The sequence below is a fragment of the Pseudomonas sp. PB120 genome (assembly GCF_009761815.1).
In the GTDB taxonomy this organism is placed as follows: Bacteria; Pseudomonadota; Gammaproteobacteria; order Pseudomonadales; family Pseudomonadaceae; genus Aquipseudomonas.
Map to the genome: position 1 here is coordinate 1 of NZ_RWIN01000072.1, position 18351 is coordinate 18351.

The 18351-nt window shown below is 60.0% G+C and carries 14 protein-coding genes; 9 read left to right on the top strand and 5 right to left on the bottom strand.

The annotated features are described in order from the left end of the window. Positions 1-537 precede the first annotated feature (537 nt). Genes purU through EJA72_RS13900 form a run of 6 tightly spaced genes read left to right on the top strand, consistent with a single transcriptional unit; the run spans position 538 to position 7345 of the window. Positions 538-1404, top strand: a complete 867-nt coding sequence (gene purU / locus EJA72_RS13875) for a formyltetrahydrofolate deformylase (RefSeq protein ID WP_157712010.1) — start codon at positions 538-540, stop codon at positions 1402-1404. Next, complete coding sequence (gene folD, locus EJA72_RS13880) at positions 1401-2306, top strand: bifunctional methylenetetrahydrofolate dehydrogenase/methenyltetrahydrofolate cyclohydrolase FolD (RefSeq protein WP_178129359.1); 906 nt, start codon at positions 1401-1403, stop codon at positions 2304-2306. Before purU ends, folD begins: the two co-directional genes overlap by 4 nt. Further along, the gene (locus EJA72_RS13885) at positions 2288-3529 is read left to right on the top strand and encodes an FAD-dependent oxidoreductase (protein WP_157712011.1); all 1242 of its coding nucleotides are present in this window, start codon (positions 2288-2290) and stop codon (positions 3527-3529) included. The genes folD and EJA72_RS13885 overlap by 19 nt, the downstream gene beginning before the upstream one ends. A gap of 13 nt (positions 3530-3542) precedes the next feature. After that, entirely contained in the window at positions 3543-3845 is a 303-nt protein-coding gene (locus tag EJA72_RS13890) for a sarcosine oxidase subunit delta (RefSeq protein WP_157712012.1), read from the top strand. Beyond that, positions 3842-6739 carry a 2Fe-2S iron-sulfur cluster-binding protein gene (locus EJA72_RS13895; RefSeq protein ID WP_157712013.1) on the top strand — a complete coding sequence of 966 codons (2898 nt, stop codon included), beginning with the start codon at positions 3842-3844 and terminating at the stop codon, positions 6737-6739. The genes EJA72_RS13890 and EJA72_RS13895 overlap by 4 nt, the downstream gene beginning before the upstream one ends. A gap of 3 nt (positions 6740-6742) precedes the next feature. Then, a complete protein-coding gene (locus EJA72_RS13900; RefSeq protein WP_157712014.1) occupies positions 6743-7345 on the top strand; it encodes a sarcosine oxidase subunit gamma in 603 nt (200 codons plus the stop codon). Here EJA72_RS13900 and treS read toward each other — a convergent pair. Then, on the bottom strand, positions 7323-9389 hold the full coding sequence (gene treS, locus EJA72_RS13905) for a maltose alpha-D-glucosyltransferase (protein WP_157712022.1): 2067 nt from the start codon (positions 9387-9389) through the stop codon (positions 7323-7325). The two genes, EJA72_RS13900 and treS, sit on opposite strands and share 23 nt — an antisense overlap. A gap of 258 nt (positions 9390-9647) precedes the next feature. On the opposite strand from treS, the gene EJA72_RS13910 reads away from it, so the two are divergent. Next, positions 9648-11033, top strand: coding sequence for a DHA2 family efflux MFS transporter permease subunit (locus EJA72_RS13910; protein ID WP_256679694.1), 1386 nt, complete (start codon positions 9648-9650; stop codon positions 11031-11033). A 336-nt stretch (positions 11034-11369) separates the two neighbouring features. Here EJA72_RS13910 and EJA72_RS13915 read toward each other — a convergent pair whose 3' ends face one another. From EJA72_RS13915 to EJA72_RS13925, 3 genes are all read right to left on the bottom strand, one after another. Further along, positions 11370-12293 (bottom strand): hypothetical protein, encoded by a 924-nt coding sequence (locus EJA72_RS13915; RefSeq protein ID WP_157712015.1) that lies wholly within the window; start codon positions 12291-12293, stop codon positions 11370-11372. 47 nt (positions 12294-12340) lie between these two features. Further along, entirely contained in the window at positions 12341-13012 is a 672-nt protein-coding gene (locus EJA72_RS13920; protein WP_157712016.1) for a MarC family NAAT transporter, read from the bottom strand. An 82-nt stretch (positions 13013-13094) separates the two neighbouring features. After that, positions 13095-13673, bottom strand: coding sequence for a hypothetical protein (locus EJA72_RS13925; RefSeq protein WP_157712017.1), 579 nt, complete (start codon positions 13671-13673; stop codon positions 13095-13097). Positions 13674-13921: 248 nt separating this feature from the next. On the opposite strand from EJA72_RS13925, the gene EJA72_RS13930 reads away from it, so the two are divergent. Then, the gene (locus EJA72_RS13930; RefSeq protein WP_157712018.1) at positions 13922-14350 is read left to right on the top strand and encodes a hypothetical protein; all 429 of its coding nucleotides are present in this window, start codon (positions 13922-13924) and stop codon (positions 14348-14350) included. Between the two features lie 102 nt (positions 14351-14452). On the opposite strand, the gene mqo is transcribed toward EJA72_RS13930, so the two are convergent. Beyond that, positions 14453-16099, bottom strand: a complete 1647-nt coding sequence (gene mqo, locus EJA72_RS13935; protein ID WP_157712019.1) for a malate dehydrogenase (quinone) — start codon at positions 16097-16099, stop codon at positions 14453-14455. 375 nt (positions 16100-16474) lie between these two features. Between mqo and ilvD the strand changes: the two genes are divergently transcribed. Then, positions 16475-18157 carry a dihydroxy-acid dehydratase gene (gene ilvD / locus EJA72_RS13940; protein WP_157712020.1) on the top strand — a complete coding sequence of 561 codons (1683 nt, stop codon included), beginning with the start codon at positions 16475-16477 and terminating at the stop codon, positions 18155-18157. The last annotated feature ends 194 nt before the right edge of the window (positions 18158-18351 follow it).

The following is an 18351-nucleotide window of genomic DNA, read 5'->3' on the forward strand; positions in this document are numbered from 1 at the left end:
AGCCAGCCTGCTGGCGATGAATGCCCAGACACCGCGATCATCCAGACAGGGCGCGTCATCGTTGAAGTCCATCGCCAGCAGGCTGGCTCCCACAGGGGGAAGTGCGCGCATCAGCACAATCAGGTCGGCTTTCAGGCCGCCTCGCTTTGCTTTTGATCGAGGCGCCCCGTTAAACCACGATGCCGGAGTGAGGGCATTCCGAGCCTTAGCGAGGCACCAAGTGGTGGGGCAAGAGCCTTTTGGTTCCTTGTTGGCGTTTGAAAAAGGGACTCGCCGTAAGGGCGAAACCGCCAGCCGCCGTGACCGCAGAACCGAATATGTCCCCTATCAATCTCTCCCTAAAAAGCCAAAAAATTTCCCAGCAGTTAAAAAACTTTCACAAAAACCGCTAGACGCGCCCCCACCCTTCCCCTTATAAAGCCACCAACAGGAATATTTTATTCCCCATAAGAAAGCGAGCTCATGGATCGAGCCCACCGTCCGCTGACACTTTTTTCGCCATGCGATGAGCTGCCGCCATCTTCCCGAGGACGTGTCATGCAACACGAAAAAAACCATTTCATCATCAAAATCACCTGCCCCGCCGTGTCCGGCATTGTTGCTGCCGTCACCACCTACCTGGCGGACAACGGCTGCTACATCGGGGAAATGGCGCAATTCGATGACGACTTCAGCGGCCGCTTCTTCATGCGTGCCGTCTTCCGCTTCAACGACGGCCACCCCGGCGACCTGCAACAGATCAAGGACGGTTTCACCGACGTCGCCCAGGCGTTCGACATGAGCTGGGAACTGCACGACACCCGCGAGCCAATGCGCGTGCTGCTGATGGTCAGCAAGTTCGACCATTGCCTGACCGACCTGCTCTACCGCTATCACAAAGGCGAGATGGACATGACCATCACCGCCATCGTCTCCAACCACCTCGACCTGCGGCCCATGGCTGAACGCGAAGGCATTCGCTTCATCTACCTGCCCGTGACCAAGGACACCAAGGCCCGCCAGGAAGCCGAGCTGATGAAGATCGTCGACGAGACCGGGACCGAACTGGTGGTGTTGGCGCGCTACATGCAGATCCTCTCCGACGACTTGTGCAAACAGCTCTCGGGCCGGGCGATCAACATTCACCATTCGTTCCTCCCGGGCTTCAAGGGTGCCAAACCGTACCACCAGGCCTACCAGCGCGGTGTGAAGCTGATTGGCGCCACGGCGCATTACGTCACCAGCGACCTCGACGAGGGACCGATCATCGAACAGGAAGTGCAGCGCGTCGATCATGTGTACTTGCCCGATGACCTGGTGGCCACCGGACGCGATACCGAAACCGTGGCCCTGTCGAAGGCGGTCAAGTACCACCTCGAACACCGGGTTTTCCTCAACCAGGACAGAACGGTGATCTTCCGGTGAACACCCACACATTGATCGACGGCAAAGCCGCGGCAGCTCGCGTCCTGGTGCAGGTTCGCAAAGACGTGGACCGCCTGCGCGAACAAGCTATCCAACCCGCACTGGCGGTGATTCTGGTGGGCGGCGACCCGGCCAGCCAGGTCTACGTGCGCAACAAGATCCTGCGCGCCGAAGAGGTCGGCATCCGCTCGGTGGAACACCGGCTGACAACGGACACCAGCACCGAACAGCTGCTCAACCTCATCGCCAGCCTCAACGCCGATCGCTCGATCCACGGCATTCTTCTGCAATTGCCATTGCCGGCCCATATCGACGAACTGCGGGCGCTGCAAGCGATTGATCCGGACAAGGACGTTGACGGTTTCCACAGTGAAAACGTCGGCGGCCTCAGCCAGGGCCGCGCCGTGCTCGCGCCCTGCACGCCCAGCGGCTGCCTGTATTTGCTGGAGCAAACCTGCGGCGACCTGCGGGGCAAACATGCGGTGGTCATCGGCCGCTCGAACATCGTCGGCAAACCGATGGCCGCGCTGCTGCTGCAAGCCGATTGCTCGGTCACGGTGTTGCACTCGCGCAGCCCCAATCCCCAGGCGCTGTGCCGCCAGGCCGACATCGTGATTGCCGCCGTGGGCCGCCCCCGTTTGATTGATGCCAGTTGGCTCAAACCCGGTGCCGTGGTGATCGACGTCGGCATCAATCGCATCGACGACGACGGCCGCAGCCGCCTGGTGGGCGACGTCGATTTCGACAGTGCCCTGACCCAGGTCGCGGCAATCACCCCGGTGCCCGGCGGTGTCGGGCCGATGACCATCGCCTTCCTGATGAAAAACACCGTGACCGCTGCCCTTAATCAACACCAGGCTCAACGCAGCCAATCGGAGGCCGTATGCCATTCAATCTATTGAAATACGGGCTGAGTTCCGAGTACCCGGTGGACGTGGATTTGCCGCCGCCGAAGGAACTCAAATCGAGCTATGACGTGGTGATCATCGGCGCCGGCGGCCATGGCCTCGCCACCGCGTATTACCTCGCCAAGTACCACGGCATCACCAACATCGCCGTGCTGGAAAAGTCCTACCTCGGCGGCGGCAACACCGCGCGCAACACCGCGGTTATCCGCTCCAATTACCTGACCAGCGAAGGCGTTCGTTTTTATGCCGAGTCGGTGCGGATGTTCCAGTCGCTGTCCAACGAATTCGATTTCAACATCATGTATTCCGAGCGCGGCCAACTGACCCTCGCGCACACCGATGCGACCGTGCGTTCGTTCCGTCAACGGGCCGAGGTCAACAAACACTTTGGCGGCCGCACCGAGATGATCGACCGTCAGCAGATCCGCGAACTGGTGCCCAGCCTCAACCTCGACCCGGGCCACCTGCCGGTGATGGCCGGGCTCTGGCACATCGACGGCGCCACCGCGCGACACGATGCCGTGGCCTGGGGGTATGCCAAACAGGCTGCCAAGCGCGGCGTGGAGATTCATCAACTCACGGAAGTCCAGGACCTGATCATCGAGAACGGGACGATCACGGCGGTCAAAACCAATCGCGGCACCATCAAATGCGGTTGCGCGGTGCAGGCGATTGCCGGGCACAGTTCCTTGCTGATGGCCAAGGCCGGGATTCGTTCGCCGATCCAGACCTTCCCGCTCCAGGCGATGGTGACCCAGCCCTTCAAACCGTTTCTCGATCCGCTGGTGAGCTCCTCCGCCCTGCACTGCTACGTGCAGCAGACCAGCCGTGGCGAAGTGGTGTTCGGCGGTGGTTCCGATCCGTATCCGTTGTTCAACACGCGCTCGACGATGGACCTCAAGGAGAGCCTGCTGGCCCACGCCATCGAAATGTTCCCGTTCCTGGCCAACGCCAAACTGATGCGCCAATGGGCCGGCATCACCGACATGACCCCGGACTACAGCCCGATCATGGGCCTGTCGCCGGTGAACAATTACTACCTCGACGCCGGTTGGGGTACGTGGGGCTTCAAGGCCACGCCGATCTGCGGCAAGACCATGGCCGAGCTGGTCGCCAGTGGCGGCAAGGTGCCGGACCTGATCAAGCCCTTTGCCCTGGACCGTTTCTCGACCTTCCAGCAAGTCAATGAAATGGGCGCCACAGCGGCCAGCCACTGACGGAGAGCGGACTATGAAAATCATGACGTGCCCGCTCAACGGGCCACGCAACATCACCGAATTCACCTACGGCGGCGAATTCAAACCCATGCCCGATCCGGTGACGTGCACCGACGCCGAATGGGCCGACTACGTGTTCAACACCGACAACCTGGCCGGTGTCGTGCGCGAATGGTGGATGCACACGCCGTCCAGCTACTGGTTTCTGGCAGAGCGTCATACCGTCACCGACGAGATCGTGCGTACGTTCGATCCCAAGGAACTGTTCACCGCCCGTGTCGAATTCAATGCCGCCGCCAAGGAGATCGCAGGATGAACCGCCTCCCCGCACCGATGGGCCTGCTCATCGACCGTGATCAGCCGCTGGACTTCAGTTTCGACGGTAACCGCTATCAAGGCCTTCAAGGCGACAGCATCGCCAGCGCCCTGCTCGCCAACGGGCGCTTCCTGATCTCGCGCTCGTTCAAATACCACCGCCCGCGTGGCCCGCTGACCATGGCCGGCCAGGACGCCAACAGCCTGGTGCAGTTGCCTCAGGAACCGAACGTGCTGGCCGACGCACACGCATTGTCTGCGGGCCTGCAGGTCACCGCGCAAAACGTCAACGGTTCGCTGGATAACGACCGCGATGCCTACCTGGGCAAGTTTTCGAAATTCATGCCGGTGGGTTTCTATTACCGCTCGTTCTACAAGCCCAAGGGCATGTGGAAAATCTGGGAACCGATCATTCGCAAGAAGGCCGGCCTCGGCGTGCTCGACCTGACCTTTCAGCCCGAGTATTACGACAAGGCTTACCTGTTCACCGACGTCGCCGTGATCGGTGCCGGGCCTGCAGGGTTGAACGCAGCGCTCACGGCGGCGAACGCCGGGGCCAAGGTCTTGCTCATCGAGCAGCAGCCGATTCTGGGCGGCTCACTGAACTACGCGCGCTTCGACATCGAGGGCCGACGCAGTGAAACCCTGCGGCGCGAATTGCTCGCCGCCGTGGATCAGCACGCCAACATCCAGATCCTGACCGACGCCACGTGCAACGCCTGGTTCACCGACAACTACCTGCCGGTGATTCAGGGCAAGCGCCTGTACAAGGTCCGCGCCAGCCAGTGCCTGGTGTGCAGTGGTGCTTTCGATCAACCGGTGATCTTTCGCAACAACGACCTGCCGGGCGTGATGCTCACCAGCGCCGCGCAACGGCTGATGAAACTGTACGCGGTCAAACCCGGCAAACGCGCCGTGGTGCTGACCGGCAATGACGACGGTTACCTCGCGGCGCTCGACCTGCATGATCAGGGCGTGGACGTGGCGGCGCTGGTGGACCTGCGCAATGCGCCGGGCAACGTTGCCCTGCTGGAGGCATTGGCACAACGCAAGATCCGTTGCGTGAGCAACAGCACGGTGTACGAAGCCCTGCACGAAAAAGGCATGCGTCATGTCACGGGTGTGGACGTGCGCAAGATCACCGCGCAAGGTCAGGTCGCCGACAGCGGCCTGCACCTCGATTGTGATTTGCTGTGCATGTCCGCCGGCTACATGCCGGTCTATCAGCTGCTGTGCCAGGCGGGGGGCAAACTGGCCTACGACGACCAGCGCTCCGAATTCACCCTCAGCGGTCTGCCTCAACATTTGAATGTCGCCGGGTCGGTCAACGGTCGTCACCACCTCGACAACGTCATCGCCGATGGCGTGAATGCCGGCGCCGAGGCGGCGCTGGCGCTGGGCCTGGTGGTGGGCGCGCAACGTGCGCCCTTCATCGGTGAAACCCGGGTCAACTTCAACTGGCCGATTTTCCCGCACCCCAAAGGCAAGGATTTCGTCGACTTCGATGAAGACCTGCAAGTGGCCGATATCGTCAACGCGACCAAAATCGGCTATCGCGACGTGCAGCTGGTCAAGCGCTATTCCACCGTGGGTATGGGCCCGTCCCAGGGTCGTCACTCGGCCTTGCCGACCGCACGACTCGTGGCCTGGGCGACCCAGCGCAACATCAGTGAAACCGGCGTCACCACCGCACGCCCTCCGTTTGTGGCGGAAAAACTGGCCCACGTCGCCGGTCGTGCCTTCGACCCTTACCGCCAAACCCCGATGCACGCCCGACACCTGCGAGCGGGCGCGAAGATGATGCCCGCCGGCATCTGGCAGCGCCCGGCTTACTACGGCCACGCCAAGGATCGCGAGGCGTGCATGCAGGCCGAAGCCCTGCATGTGCGCAACAAGGTCGGCATCATCGACGTCTCGACCCTCGGTGGGCTGGATGTACGCGGGCCGGACGCCGCCGAACTGCTCAACCGGATGTACACCTTTGCCTTCCTCAAACAACCGGTCGGGCGCTCCCGTTACGCGCTGATGACCAACGAGCACGGGGTGGTGATCGACGACGGCGTGTGCGCACGATTTGCCGAAAATCACTTCTACGTCACCGCCACCACCAGCGGCGTCGACCGGATTTACCAGCAGATGCTCAAGTGGAACGCGCAATGGCGCCTGGACGTGGACGTTGCCAACGTCACCGCTGCCATTTGCGCGGTGAACGTCGCCGGGCCGGATTCGCGCAAAGTACTGGAACAGCTGTGCACCGACCTTGATTTGAGCGCCGAGGCCTTCCCTTATCTGGGCGTGCGCACGGGCACCGTGGCCGGGATCAAGGCCCGGTTGCTGCGGGTCGGTTTCGTCGGCGAGCTGGGTTATGAAGTCCACGTCCCGGCGCGTCACGGGCTCAAGCTGTGGGACGCCTTGATCGAGGCCGGCAAAGCCCATGACATTCGCCCGTTCGGCGTGGAAACCCAACGCCTGCTGCGCCTGGAAAAAGGCCATGTGATCATCAGCCAGGACACCGACGGCATGACCCACCCTGCGGAAATCGACATGGGCTGGGCGGTCAGTCGCAGCAAGCCCTTCTTCGTCGGCCGCCGCTCGGTGGACATCCTCGAAGCCCAGCCGATGAAACGCAAACTGGTGGGTTTCAGCCTGCCCAAAGGAAGCCTGCAACCGCTCGAAGGGCACCTGGTGCTCAATGGCCCGGACATCAGCGGTAACGTCACTTCCTGCGAGTACTCCGCCACCCTCGGCAAGATCATCGGCCTGGCGTACGCCGGCATCGAGCAGAGCACGCCGGGACAACGGATTCCGATCCGCGTCGAAGGCGGCATCGTGGTGCAGGCCGAGGTGGTGAAACTGCCTTTCTTCGATCCCGATCATCAACGTCAGGAGCTTTAAGCCATGACCAGCCTGAACGAACAACACCGTCTCGGCCAACAAACCCTGGCACCTTTGCCGGCGTGTGCCTTGGCGGACTTGACCGACCTGCCCCGGGTCGGGTTTCGTGGCGCCCACAGCGCCGAGTACCTGCGTCGTCGCGACTTCGTCTTGCCGGACGCGCCCAACCGCGCCGCCGCCCAGGCCGATGGCAGCTACGTGGCGCGGCTGTCGCAAACCGAATATCTGCTGCTCGGCAGCCCAGAGGACCAAGGGCAACGAATAGCGGATGAAGAGGCCCGCTGGGAACTCGATCACCAGGCCAACTACCTGCTGCCGCGCCAGGACAGTCACGCCTGGTTTCAACTGACGGGGGATCACCTGACCCCGCTCATGGCCAAGCTCTGCGGCGTCGATCTGAGCCCGCAGGCGTTCGGTCCAGGGGCGGTGGCGCAGACCTCGGCCGCGAGGGTGAATGTGATCGTGATCAATGCCGGCACGGCACACATTGCCCGCTTGAACCTGCTCTGCGACCGCGCATCGCAGGCTTATTTCAAGGGAGCGTTGCTGGACGCGATGCAGGAGTTTACCACCCCGACAGGCGTCACATCATCGGCGAGCTACTGACCACCCGCAGTGCCAGGCCTTCATAAGGGTCGAGGGTGATGGTGAATTCACCCTCGGCCGTCAGGTCACCTTCGACCCGCTCGTTGATGATGTCCACCACCGGCCCCGGTGCAATATCGGGCAGGTGCAGCGTTTCGGTAATCGGTTGCGCGCTGAAGTTCAGGGCGGTGATTTGCGTGCCTTTACCGGCCGGCAACTCGTGGACCATGATCAGCAGGCCTGGGTGCTCGACGTCGGGAATCAAAATCTGCCGGCTGGCGGCAATGTCGTAGGAGCGGCGCACCGCGAGGATTTTCTTCAGCTGCGAGGCGAACGAATCCGGGTCTTTCAACTGGCTGGGCAGGCTGCCGTACAGCGTTTGCGGACGCGGCATGCCGCCCGCGGACAATGGCGCATTGGGGTTGAGGTCGACCAGGTCGTAGGCACCGCGATGAATCCAGCGCGTGTCGCCATCGAGCATCAGGTGCGCGACCTCTTCCGCCGGCAGCGGCAACGCGCCCACAAGGTCCCAACCCGACAACGCAAACACACCGGGCTGCATGGCGTTGTACATGACCAGTAGCACATGCACTTGGCGAATCTGCTGGATGTCCGCCGGTGTAATGGCCGAGAGATCGCGAATACCCAGCGCCGCGGTGATGATGCTGGCGGTGGTACAGGACACCCCGTTGGTGACGAATTTCAGGTTGTACGGCGCATGCTCCCCGGACAGGCGCTCGTACATCTGCTCGCGGATATGTTCGCGCAGGATGTTGCCGGGAAAGGTCTGGCCTTGATACAGGAAGGTGTCATGGGCATGCAGGGTCCAGAAATGCACCAGCTCCAGCGTCAGCTCGTCATGGTTTTGCAGGGCGTGAATCAGCGAAGCGGGGTCGATGCCATAGGCGTGGACCTGACGCAGCATCAGCCGCAAAAACTCGGCATCGCCCATCAGCAAGGCGTGCTGGTAGGCCGGGCGAGTGATGAAATCGTACGAAAGGTCCGCGCCGCCGTGGGACATCGAGGCGATGTCGTCGATGGTCAGGTTCAACTCCTGGAAACTGAAACCGCCGGCCTTGCGAATCGCCCCGCCCAGCAATTGATTGCCGGTGATCGACAGCGGGTGGCTTTCCGACCACGCCGTGCCGTCCAGTTTGCGCTCGACACCCAGAAAACCGTTGGCGTCCAGGCGCAGGATTTTCGCGCCCATCACGTCCACCGCGTGCAAGGCGTCGCCGATGATCATCTGCTGCGCCGCGAAACTCGGGTCGAGCCAGTTGAGCGAGGGCTGCCCTTCCTTGAAGTAATGCAAATACACCCAGCGCCGTGGCTTGCCGTCGACACCGATCACCACCGGCGTCGCACTCCAGTCGGTTTCCTTCACGCCGGGCTCGAAGAAAATCACCCGCTGCAACTGGCCGACAATGTAGTGCTTGTCCCGCAGGGCATCGACCTGCAGTGGCCCGAGGTTCTGCGCATCGCGTCCCTCAAGCACATCCGGCAGCAACGGCCAGTCTTCCTCGCGGATTTCCACCATGTGGTAGAGCCCCGGATAATCTTCGTAGGCCATTTCGGCGAGCCGGAAATCCGCGCCTTTGCCGGTGTGCGAGGGAATCACATCGTCGATGATCACCGCATTATGCGCCGCGGCAATCCGGCTCAAGCCCTGCAACTGGGCTTCGGTGCCCAGTTCCGGATCGATGCCGAAACTGATGCGGTCGAAGTTGCCGTCGATGGTCGGCGTGTGCTCGCGGCCCTGCAACCCGCCCGAGGTTTTCAACGGGCCGTTATGAATCCCCTGGATGCCGATTTCCGACAGCGCGTGCCACAGCGCTTCATCACCCAACGCTTGCAAGACCGTCTCGCCTTCGGCGGTGATGATCGAGGCCGGATACGCAGTGAACCACACAGAGGCGAGCGCCGAGGCATCGCGTGGCCGGGTATGCGCGTAGGGCTGCTGCCACAGTCGCCCCTGCCCGGAATACAGTTTTGCTCGCTGCCTGGCCGCAGTCAGCATCGATTGCTCAACCAGCCACGCCACATAATCCTTGTCCGCCATCGTCATAAGCACAGTCACTCGCGGTCGTCATCCAACACATTAAGCCGTCGCCTGCAGCGTTCAACACTGCGGCACGAACGGCGCGGGTAGTGTTTATATGAGCCCCTGCGCGGCCAATCGTTGCATAGCGCCTTTCTGTGAGTGGCCTCGGGATGGTAAAACTCGGGGCGCAGTCGTCTGTTCTCGTCGCCTCGAACAAGGATCACATCGGTGAAGTCCCCCACCACGCCAGGTTCCACCCTCTCGGCCGAAGCGCGGCTCAGCCTGCAAACGCGCCTGATCGCACTGGTGGTCGCGGTGACCTTCTTCATGGAAAACCTCGACGCGACGGTCATCGCGACCGCGCTGCCGACCATGGCCGCCGCCTTCGGGGTGACGCCGGTGGACATGAACGTCGGGATCACCGCCTATATTCTCGCGGTGGCGATCTTCATCCCGCTCTCCAGCTGGATTGCCGACCGGTTTGGCGCACGACGGGTGTTTGCCGGGGCCATCGTCGTCTTCACCCTCGCCTCGCTGCTGTGCGGGCTGAGCCAGAGCATCGAGATGTTCGTCCTGGCCCGAGTGCTGCAGGGCATCGGTGGTGCGCTGATGGTGCCGGTCGGACGCCTGGCGGTGCTGCGTAACACTGACAAAAAAGACCTGGTGAACATGATCGCGATCATCACCTGGCCCGGCCTGGTGGCGCCCATTCTCGGGCCGGTGGTGGGCGGCTTGATCGTGACCCATGCGTCATGGCCGTGGATCTTTTACGTCAACTTGCCGCTGGGGGTCTTGGCGTTGATTGCGGCGCTGTGGCTCGTACCTGAAGGCCGGGAAGAAAACGTCCGTGCGTTCGACAGCAAAGGCTTTGTTCTGCTGGCGGGTGCCTGCGCGTCCATTCTGGGCGGTCTGGAATGGCTGGGCAGCGAAAACGGCAACGCGATGTTGTCGGGGTTGGGCGTGACGCTGGCGGGTGTGCTATTGGCGCTGTGGGCGATCCATCACTGCCGGCATCACGCCAACCCGCTGTTGCCCCTGCGCACCCTGTCGATCAACACCTTCCGGGTCACGATCTTCGGCGGATCGCTGTTTCGACTGGCGATCAGCGCGTTGCCGTTTTTGCTCCCGCTGTTGTTTCAGGTCGGGTTCGGGCTCTCCCCGGTCGACGCCGGTTTGCTGGTGTTGGCGGTGTTCGCCGGCAACCTCGCCCTGAAGCCGTTTACCACGGCCATCATGCAGCGCCATGGCTTTCGCAAGGTCCTGCTGGTCAATGGCGTCATCGGTGTCATGTCGATTGCGGCCTGCGCGCTCTTCACCGCGCAAACGCCCTTCGCCGTGATCGCTGCCGTGCTGTTCGCCGGGGGCCTGTCACGATCGATGCAGTTCACCTGCTACAACTCCATCGGTTTTGCCGACGTCGCCAAAGAACACATGAGCGAAGCCTCGGCGCTGTTCAGTCTGTTTTTCCAACTGGCCATGGGCATGGGCGTCACCGTCGCCGCCCTGCTGCTGCGCGCGTCCATGTCCGTGCAAAACCACGATCTGCAGGCCCAGGCCACCGACTTTCGCGTGGCCTTCGTCGGCGTAGCGTTGTTGGGGTTATTGGCGTTGGTCGACGTGCTCAAACTGCCCAAGCATGCCGGAGAAAGCGTGCTCAAACGCAATTAACTGTAGGAGCGAGCTCGCTCGCGATGGTCGTTAACGATAACGCTGGTTACCTGATACCCCGCGGTGCTTTAGGGTTTTTCGCGAGCGAGCTCGCTCCTACACGCGGCAGCATTCTTCACGTCGGAGAGATAGTGGCCAGCGCCCCAATCAAAATGGTCAGCACCAGAAACCCACCGAGAAAAATCGCCATCTTGCCCATTTAAGCCTCCTAACGAACGAGTGTGCGGTGCAGCAATTGCTGCGACCGCGGACTGTGCCGTTATTGTGAGCCGGGGGCTGGGTGCATAACAGAGGCAGATGACGCGGGAAAAACCGTATCAGATGCGTTGCTACACATTACTCCTGCGGTGTTTTGATCTGCGTCCGAAGCGGTATCTCGTCCATGGCCTTAGTGTAGGTACGGTCCAATTGGCCTAGCAGATCGTCCAGTTTTTCGAGTTCCTCGAGCAGATTAAACATGTCGTTCGTCCCGCCTGGCTTTGTATCGGCTTTACGCACACCCAGTTGTTCCCCAAGTATCTTAAAAATCGAATGCACGGTAGCCACCGGCAGTTTGTCTTCAATGACGATTTTTACAATCTCGATTGCGACTCGTCCGGCGATATCCAGTGCTTTCGTCACCGGCCAGTCCTTGGGTGAGCCCTCCAGCGCTTCAGAAATACGCCGAGCCACCTCCTCCCAACTGACATCGAGCTTATCCCTGGCAAGCATTTGAAAAAGGGAGCGTCGCATCAGCAATGCAACAGTAGCCAAACACTGCACGCGAATGACCAGATTGCCAATTTCAGCAGCCCTGAGTTGCGCCTCGGCTTGGTATATATTCAGGTTTTCCTCGGCTCGTTTGGTGTCAGCGCTCAGCCTTTTGAGCTCATTCAGCGCTTTCAATGTCGGATCGCTTTCTACGGCATCACCCTCCTCAGAAGTCGAACGATTGAAAGACGCCTGCTGAACCTGGAACCCTTGAATCATGATGGAGGTAATAGCTACCTTCATCTGCATATGTGCCATACATACACGGCTCGAAAGCGCCCCTCGCTTTACCTCAAAACCGTCTATATGCAACTGCGCCTCCAGCGCAAACTGTTTTACTCTTTCAGACCAATCGGGGTTGTCATCGCGAAATTTGGCGAGATAGGTTTTGACGATCTTGCGACCTAACTCATCGTCTTCGACACTATTTTTCTCAGCTTCGATAAAGGCTTTCAGCCCTTCGTTCAGTCGCCGTTGGATTTCTTCGAGATCTGGAGGAGGAACGCTCATTTCGGTTCTCCGAGGGGAAGTTATTCGTGTCAGAAATAGAGATCTGATTATTGAGAATGAAACAATTGAAGATTGTTATTGATGATGGTTTGAATGATTTCCACCGAACCATTGATGGCGAACTGAGCGCCCATGCACACGAGCAAAAAACCCATCAGGCGTGATATCGCATCAATGCCTGACTTACCCGTTACTTTCATGATGACGCCTGAACCACGCAAGCAGGCCCAGATGATCAGTGCGGTAAACAAAAAGATTAACGGAGGGGCTGTCATCAGCACCCAGGCGGGGAACAACGTGCTGTGTTTAATGGTGGCGGCGGAGCTGATGATCATCGCGATGGTCCCTGGCCCGGCGGTACTGGGCATGGCCAGCGGGATAAACGCAAAGCTGGCTTCCTCCTCTTTACTGTTACTGGCCGAGGGCTGAACCGGCTGCGGAAACAGCATCTTCAACCCCATGATTATCAGGATTCCGCCACCGGCCATGCGCAAGCCCGGTATGGAAATATTGAACACATCCATGACCAGTTCACCGATGTAATAGGTCAGCGCCATGATCAAAAAGATATAGAAGGATGTCAGGAACGCCTGTCTGTTTTTTTCCTTTTGACTAAGGCCTTTGCTCAAGGCGAGAAACAGCGCCACGGTCGTAGGAGGGTTAGTCAGTGGCAATAGCGCCAATAACCCCAGAGCGATGGCGTTAACTAAATCCGTCATATCCAGCTTCCATTAGACAGACACTCCGGGTGAGTAAGTGCGGTACGGCACTGAACCCCATTTATCTACTCAGCCTACGCCGTCAGCGTGAGGTTTTGACCGTCATGACTTCGGTGTAAATGGCGTTGACCGTATGGCCCACCTGGAGCTTTTTCATGCGGGCCTGAAGCTGGGGATCCTCGACCTTCAGGACGGTTTCTTTTCCTTCTGGAGGAAGCAGCGTCACTTCATGTTTTTTCAAGTCGATATGAGTGATCTTCGAGGTGATCTTGACCTGCCGCACCGCTTGGCCGCCCGGATGAGGGTTGTCCTTGGTGGCGCGGATGGTCCTTGATTCGTTGGTAATGCCTGGCGCACCGTCGACATCGGTGTCCAGCACATAGGCGACTGAGCGAATAACGTGGATATCGACCGTGTCGCCGACCTTCAAATTGTGCAGTGCCTTGGCCTGATCCGTCAGCTGGATGGAGACCGGGTTCTTGTTTTCACCTTCGATGGTGACCTGATAATTCGCCGGATCAACGGCCAGCACCCGGGTAATGATGTGACCTTCCATCGCATCACTGCCCAAGGGCACTTCGGCCGCTTGGGCCGTAAAACCGGCAGTGGCCATGATCGAGGCAAGGGCAAAAACGTAGGCAACGCGGCGGATCGGTTTCATGGGCCTGTTTTTCCATGTGATGGATGACAGAACAGCACAAGGGGGATCGGGGCAGAGGGTGTTGCACACTCGCTAAAGCATAGCCATTGATTGCCGATGTGCCCGATCACAGAGCGGATTGGCGCCTGATTTTTAAGCTCAGAACCTGCTCATCCAGCACCCGGTGCTAGACTTTCTGGTTGATCAGCCAGCGTTTGATGCGCAGTTCTAGAGGTGCTTTAACACGCCCACGCTTTTGGGGTACAACCATGGAAGCGAAAACAAAGTTGGAACAGCTAGCAGCGATGGTGCAAGTCATCAGCGTCGTTGCGGGCGTCGTTATCAGTGTCCTAAGTTTTAACTCTACGAGACAGCACGAAGCTGCGGCTCGAATCATAGAAGCACAAAAGCCGCTTTACGATCTTCGCCGTACGGTCTACCTGGAGACCGTTAAAACGGCCGCGATACTGGCAACACCTTCTGATCACACCACAGAAGAAATCAATAACGCCATGCGCCGCTTTCGTGAGCTCTACATTGCTGAGTTGAGCATGGTAGAAGACGCAGGGGTGGCGACAAACATGGTTAACTTAGCCATGAAAGTCGATCCGTCGCTGGTGCAACTGACTCAACAGCAAAAAGCTGCACTTAATCTTGCTCATGCCTTACGCGACTCTTATATAACCCCGGTTCAATGATTGCCCTCCACAAAAAAACCGCTGAACGTCATCGATTCAGCGGTTTTTTTATTACAGGTCAAATAACCGAACGTCCCATCAAAAAACTATGGGAGCCTCCAGTTACAGAGCCATATCACTCGCAGCATTAGCCTTCGGCGCCTTGGGTGCCTCAGCAGGTACAGCAGCCGGAGCCGCCACCTGACCAATCACCGGCGGCGGAGTCAGCTGCAACACCTTGGCGGTGTAGGCCCACTCTTCAGCCACTTTCGCTGGGTCGTTGTTCAGCTGAGTGCCATAGCTCGGCACGATCTGGTGCAGCTTTTCCTGCCAGGCAGGACTGGCCACTTGATCCTTGAAGACCTTTTGCAGCACGGTCAGCATGATCGGTGCCGCCGTCGATGCGCCCGGCGATGCGCCCAGCAGACCGGCGATGGTGCCGTCAGCCGAGGCAACGATTTCGGTGCCCAGCTTCAACACGCCACCGGCGGCTTCATCACGCTTGATGATTTGCACGCGCTGGCCGGCTTGCCACAGGCGCCAGTCTTCGGCTTTGGCGTTCGGGAAGTATTCTTTCAGGGCGTTGAGGCGGTCTTCGTCCGACAGCATCAGCTGGCCGGCGAGGTACTCGACCAGCGGGTATTCCTTGATGCCGACCTTGGTCATTGGCCACACGTTGTGCGTGGTGGTGGTGGTCAGCAGGTCCAGGTACGAACCTTCCTTGAGGAACTTGGTGCTGAAGGTCGCGAACGGGCCAAACAGGATGACGCGCTTGCCGTCCAGGACGCGGGTGTCCAGGTGCGGAACCGACATCGGCGGTGCGCCAACGGAGGCTTTGCCGTAGGCCTTGGCCAGGTGTTGTTCGGCAATGGCCGGGTTCTCGGTGACGAGGAACGAGCCGCCGACCGGGAAGCCTGCGTATTCCTTGGCTTCAGGAATGCCGGACTTCTGCAGCAAGTGCAGTGCACCGCCGCCTGCGCCGATGAACACGAACTTGGCGTCGGTTTCGGTTTTGCTGCCGTCCTTCAGGTTCTTGTAGCTGACGCGCCAGGAGCCGTCGGCGTTCTTGGTGATGTCCTGCACTTCGCTGGACAGCTTCAAGTCGAACTTGGGCGTGGTTTGCAGGTGCGCGACGAACTGGCGGGTGATCTCGCCGAAGTTGACGTCGGTGCCGATCGGGGTCCAGGTAGCCGCGATTTTCTGGTTCGGGTCACGCCCTTCCATCATCAGCGGGACCCACTTCTTGATCACAGCCGGGTCTTCGGAGTACTGCATGCCGGCGAACAGCGGGCTGGCTTGCAGGGCTTCGTAGCGCTTCTTCAGGAACTTGATGTTGTCGTCGCCCCACACAAAGCTCATGTGCGGCGTGGAGTTGATGAACGAACGCGGGTTTTTCAGCACGCCTTGCTGAACCTGCCAGGCCCAGAATTGACGGGAGATCTGGAACGCTTCGTTGATTTCAACAGCCTTCGGGATCGAGACTTTGCCGTTCTCGTCTTCCGGGGTGTAGTTCAACTCGGCCAGGGCAGAGTGCCCGGTGCCGGCGTTGTTCCAGCCATTGGAGCTTTCCAGGGCGACGCCGTCGAGGCGCTCGACCATTTCCATCGACAGGTCGGGTTGCAGCTCATTGAGCCAGACCCCGAGGGTCGCGCTCATGATGCCGCCGCCGATCAGCAGCACATCGACTTTCTTTGCCTCTTGCGCGTGAACGGACGTGATCCCCATCGACAAAGCCAGCCCCAGCAGGGCCGTGTTCATTTTCTTAAACATCTGTAGCACCTTTGATAAAACGTCATCCGCCCTTCCCCCCTGACTCTCGCGCCCCCGTGTTACGACATTCAGGCTGCCTGTCGCGGAGGTTCGGAATAAGGATTGAAAAGGTGGGCACACAAGGCCGACGTGTCTCCATCGACCTCAGTTTAGCTGTCCCTTCTGAACTGACTTTTTATCTTTATTGGCTTCAGCTACTTGAGCGACAGTGATTCTGTCGGCGCGTCTCGAGGACACGCCAACTGAACAAGTCAAAACAAGTTGGCGCGAAGAATATCACGACCCGACGAACCCGCGCGTCTGTTCCCGACTTGTCAGTCCGGCTGCGCCACTATACTCATCGTGCTTTTCTCGATGAGCCGGTGAGGAGAAGTCATGAGCGACAAAGACGATCTGCGCAAATATTCCTCCCAGGTGGTCGACGGCGTGGAGCGCACGCCCGGTCGCGCCATGCTGCGAGCCGTGGGCTTTACCGACGAAGACTTCAAGAAGCCGCAGATTGGCATCGCCTCGACCTGGGCCATGGTCACGCCGTGCAACATGCACATCGACAAGCTGGCCATCGAAGCCGAAAAAGGCGCTAATGCCGCCGGCGCCAAGGGCGTCATTTTCAACACCATCACCATTTCCGACGGCATCGCCAACGGCACCGAAGGCATGAAGTATTCGCTGGTCTCGCGGGAAGTGATCGCCGACTCCATCGAAACGGTGGTCGGCTGCGAAGGCTTTGACGGGCTGGTGACGGTGGGCGGTTGTGACAAGAACATGCCGGGCTGCATGATCGGCATGGCGCGGCTCAATCGGCCTTCGATTTTCGTGTATGGCGGCACCATTCGCCCGGGCGCCGGGCACACCGACATCATTTCCGTGTTCGAGGCCGTGGGCCAGCACGCGCGGGGCGATATCAACGAGATTCAGGTCAAGCAGATCGAGGAAGTGGCGATCCCCGGCCCCGGCTCGTGCGGCGGCATGTACACCGCCAACACCATGGCCTCCGCCATCGAGGCGCTGGGCATGAGTCTGCCCGGGTCCAGTTCGCAGGACGCCGTTGGCAGCGACAAGGCCTCGGACAGTTTCCGCGCCGGCCAACAGGTCATGGAACTGCTGAAGCTGGACCTCAAGCCTCGCGACATCATGACCCGCAAGGCGTTTGAAAATGCGATCAGGGTGGTGATCGCCCTCGCCGGCTCCACCAATGCCGTGTTGCACCTGTTGGCCATGGCGCATGCGGTGGATGTCGAGCTGACGCTGGATGACTTTGTCGAGCTGGGCAAGATTTCCCCGGTGGTCGCCGACCTGCGCCCCAGCGGCCGGTACATGATGAGCGAGCTGGTCGCCATCGGCGGTATCCAGCCGTTGATGAAGCGCATGCTCGCCGCCGGCATGTTGCATGGCGATGTGCTGACGGTCACCGGCAAGACGCTCGCGCAAAACCTGGAGAACGTGGCGGATTACCCCACGGGTCAGGATGTGATTCTGCCGTTCGATCAGCCGATCAAAAAGGATTCGCACCTGGTGGTGCTGCGAGGCAACCTTTCGCCTACCGGCGCAGTGGCCAAGATCACGGGCAAGGAAGGTCTGCGTTTTGAAGGCACGGCGCGGGTCTACCATGGCGAAGAAGGCGCGCTGGCGGGCATCCTCAACGGTGAAGTGAAGGCGGGCGACGTGATCGTGATCCGTTACGAAGGCCCCAAGGGCGGCCCCGGCATGCGCGAAATGCTCTCGCCGACATCGGCGGTCATGGGCAAGGGTTTGGGCAAGGACGTGGCGTTGATTACCGACGGCCGATTCTCCGGGGGCTCCCATGGGTTCGTGGTGGGGCATATCACGCCGGAAGCCTTTGACGGCGGCCCGATTGCGCTGATCGAGGACGGTGACACGATTACCATCGATGCCGAAACCCGGCAGATCACGGTGGATGTGTCCGATGCCGTAATGGCGGAGCGCAAGAGTCGCTGGGTGCGGCCGGAGTCCAAGTACAAGCGCGGGGTGTTGGCCAAGTATGCGAAGACGGTGTCCAGTGCTTCGGAAGGGGCTGTGACGGATAAGTATCTTTAGGGGTGGTTTTGTGTTGTCTGGTCTGGCCTCATCGCGAGCAGGCTCGCTCCCACAGTGGATTTGCGGCGTTCGCAAGATTGTCATTCATACAGATCACTGGGGAGACAGGTCGGTGTTGCCTGTTCTATTGCCATCGCGAGCAGGCTCGCTCCTACAGGGGGTTTGTGTACACCGCAAATCCACTGTGGGAGCGA

Bases quoted from the DNA above. Each gene is read 5' to 3' on its own strand.
- EJA72_RS13920 (WP_157712016.1), bottom strand. From the start codon at position 13,012: ATGACGGATTTAGTTAACGCCATCGCTCTGGGGTTATTGGCGCTATTG.
- EJA72_RS13885 (WP_157712011.1), top strand. From the start codon at position 2,288: ATGCCATTCAATCTATTGAAATACGGGCTGAGTTCCGAGTACCCGGTG.
- EJA72_RS13915 (WP_157712015.1), bottom strand. From the start codon at position 12,293: ATGAGCGTTCCTCCTCCAGATCTCGAAGAAATCCAACGGCGACTGAAC.
- purU (WP_157712010.1), top strand. From the start codon at position 538: ATGCAACACGAAAAAAACCATTTCATCATCAAAATCACCTGCCCCGCC.
- EJA72_RS13925 (WP_157712017.1), bottom strand. From the start codon at position 13,673: ATGAAACCGATCCGCCGCGTTGCCTACGTTTTTGCCCTTGCCTCGATC.
- ilvD (WP_157712020.1), top strand. From the start codon at position 16,475: ATGAGCGACAAAGACGATCTGCGCAAATATTCCTCCCAGGTGGTCGAC.
- EJA72_RS13895 (WP_157712013.1), top strand. From the start codon at position 3,842: ATGAACCGCCTCCCCGCACCGATGGGCCTGCTCATCGACCGTGATCAG.
- treS (WP_157712022.1), bottom strand. From the start codon at position 9,389: ATGACGATGGCGGACAAGGATTATGTGGCGTGGCTGGTTGAGCAATCG.
- EJA72_RS13890 (WP_157712012.1), top strand. From the start codon at position 3,543: ATGAAAATCATGACGTGCCCGCTCAACGGGCCACGCAACATCACCGAA.
- EJA72_RS13930 (WP_157712018.1), top strand. From the start codon at position 13,922: ATGGAAGCGAAAACAAAGTTGGAACAGCTAGCAGCGATGGTGCAAGTC.
- mqo (WP_157712019.1), bottom strand. From the start codon at position 16,099: ATGTTTAAGAAAATGAACACGGCCCTGCTGGGGCTGGCTTTGTCGATG.
- EJA72_RS13900 (WP_157712014.1), top strand. From the start codon at position 6,743: ATGACCAGCCTGAACGAACAACACCGTCTCGGCCAACAAACCCTGGCA.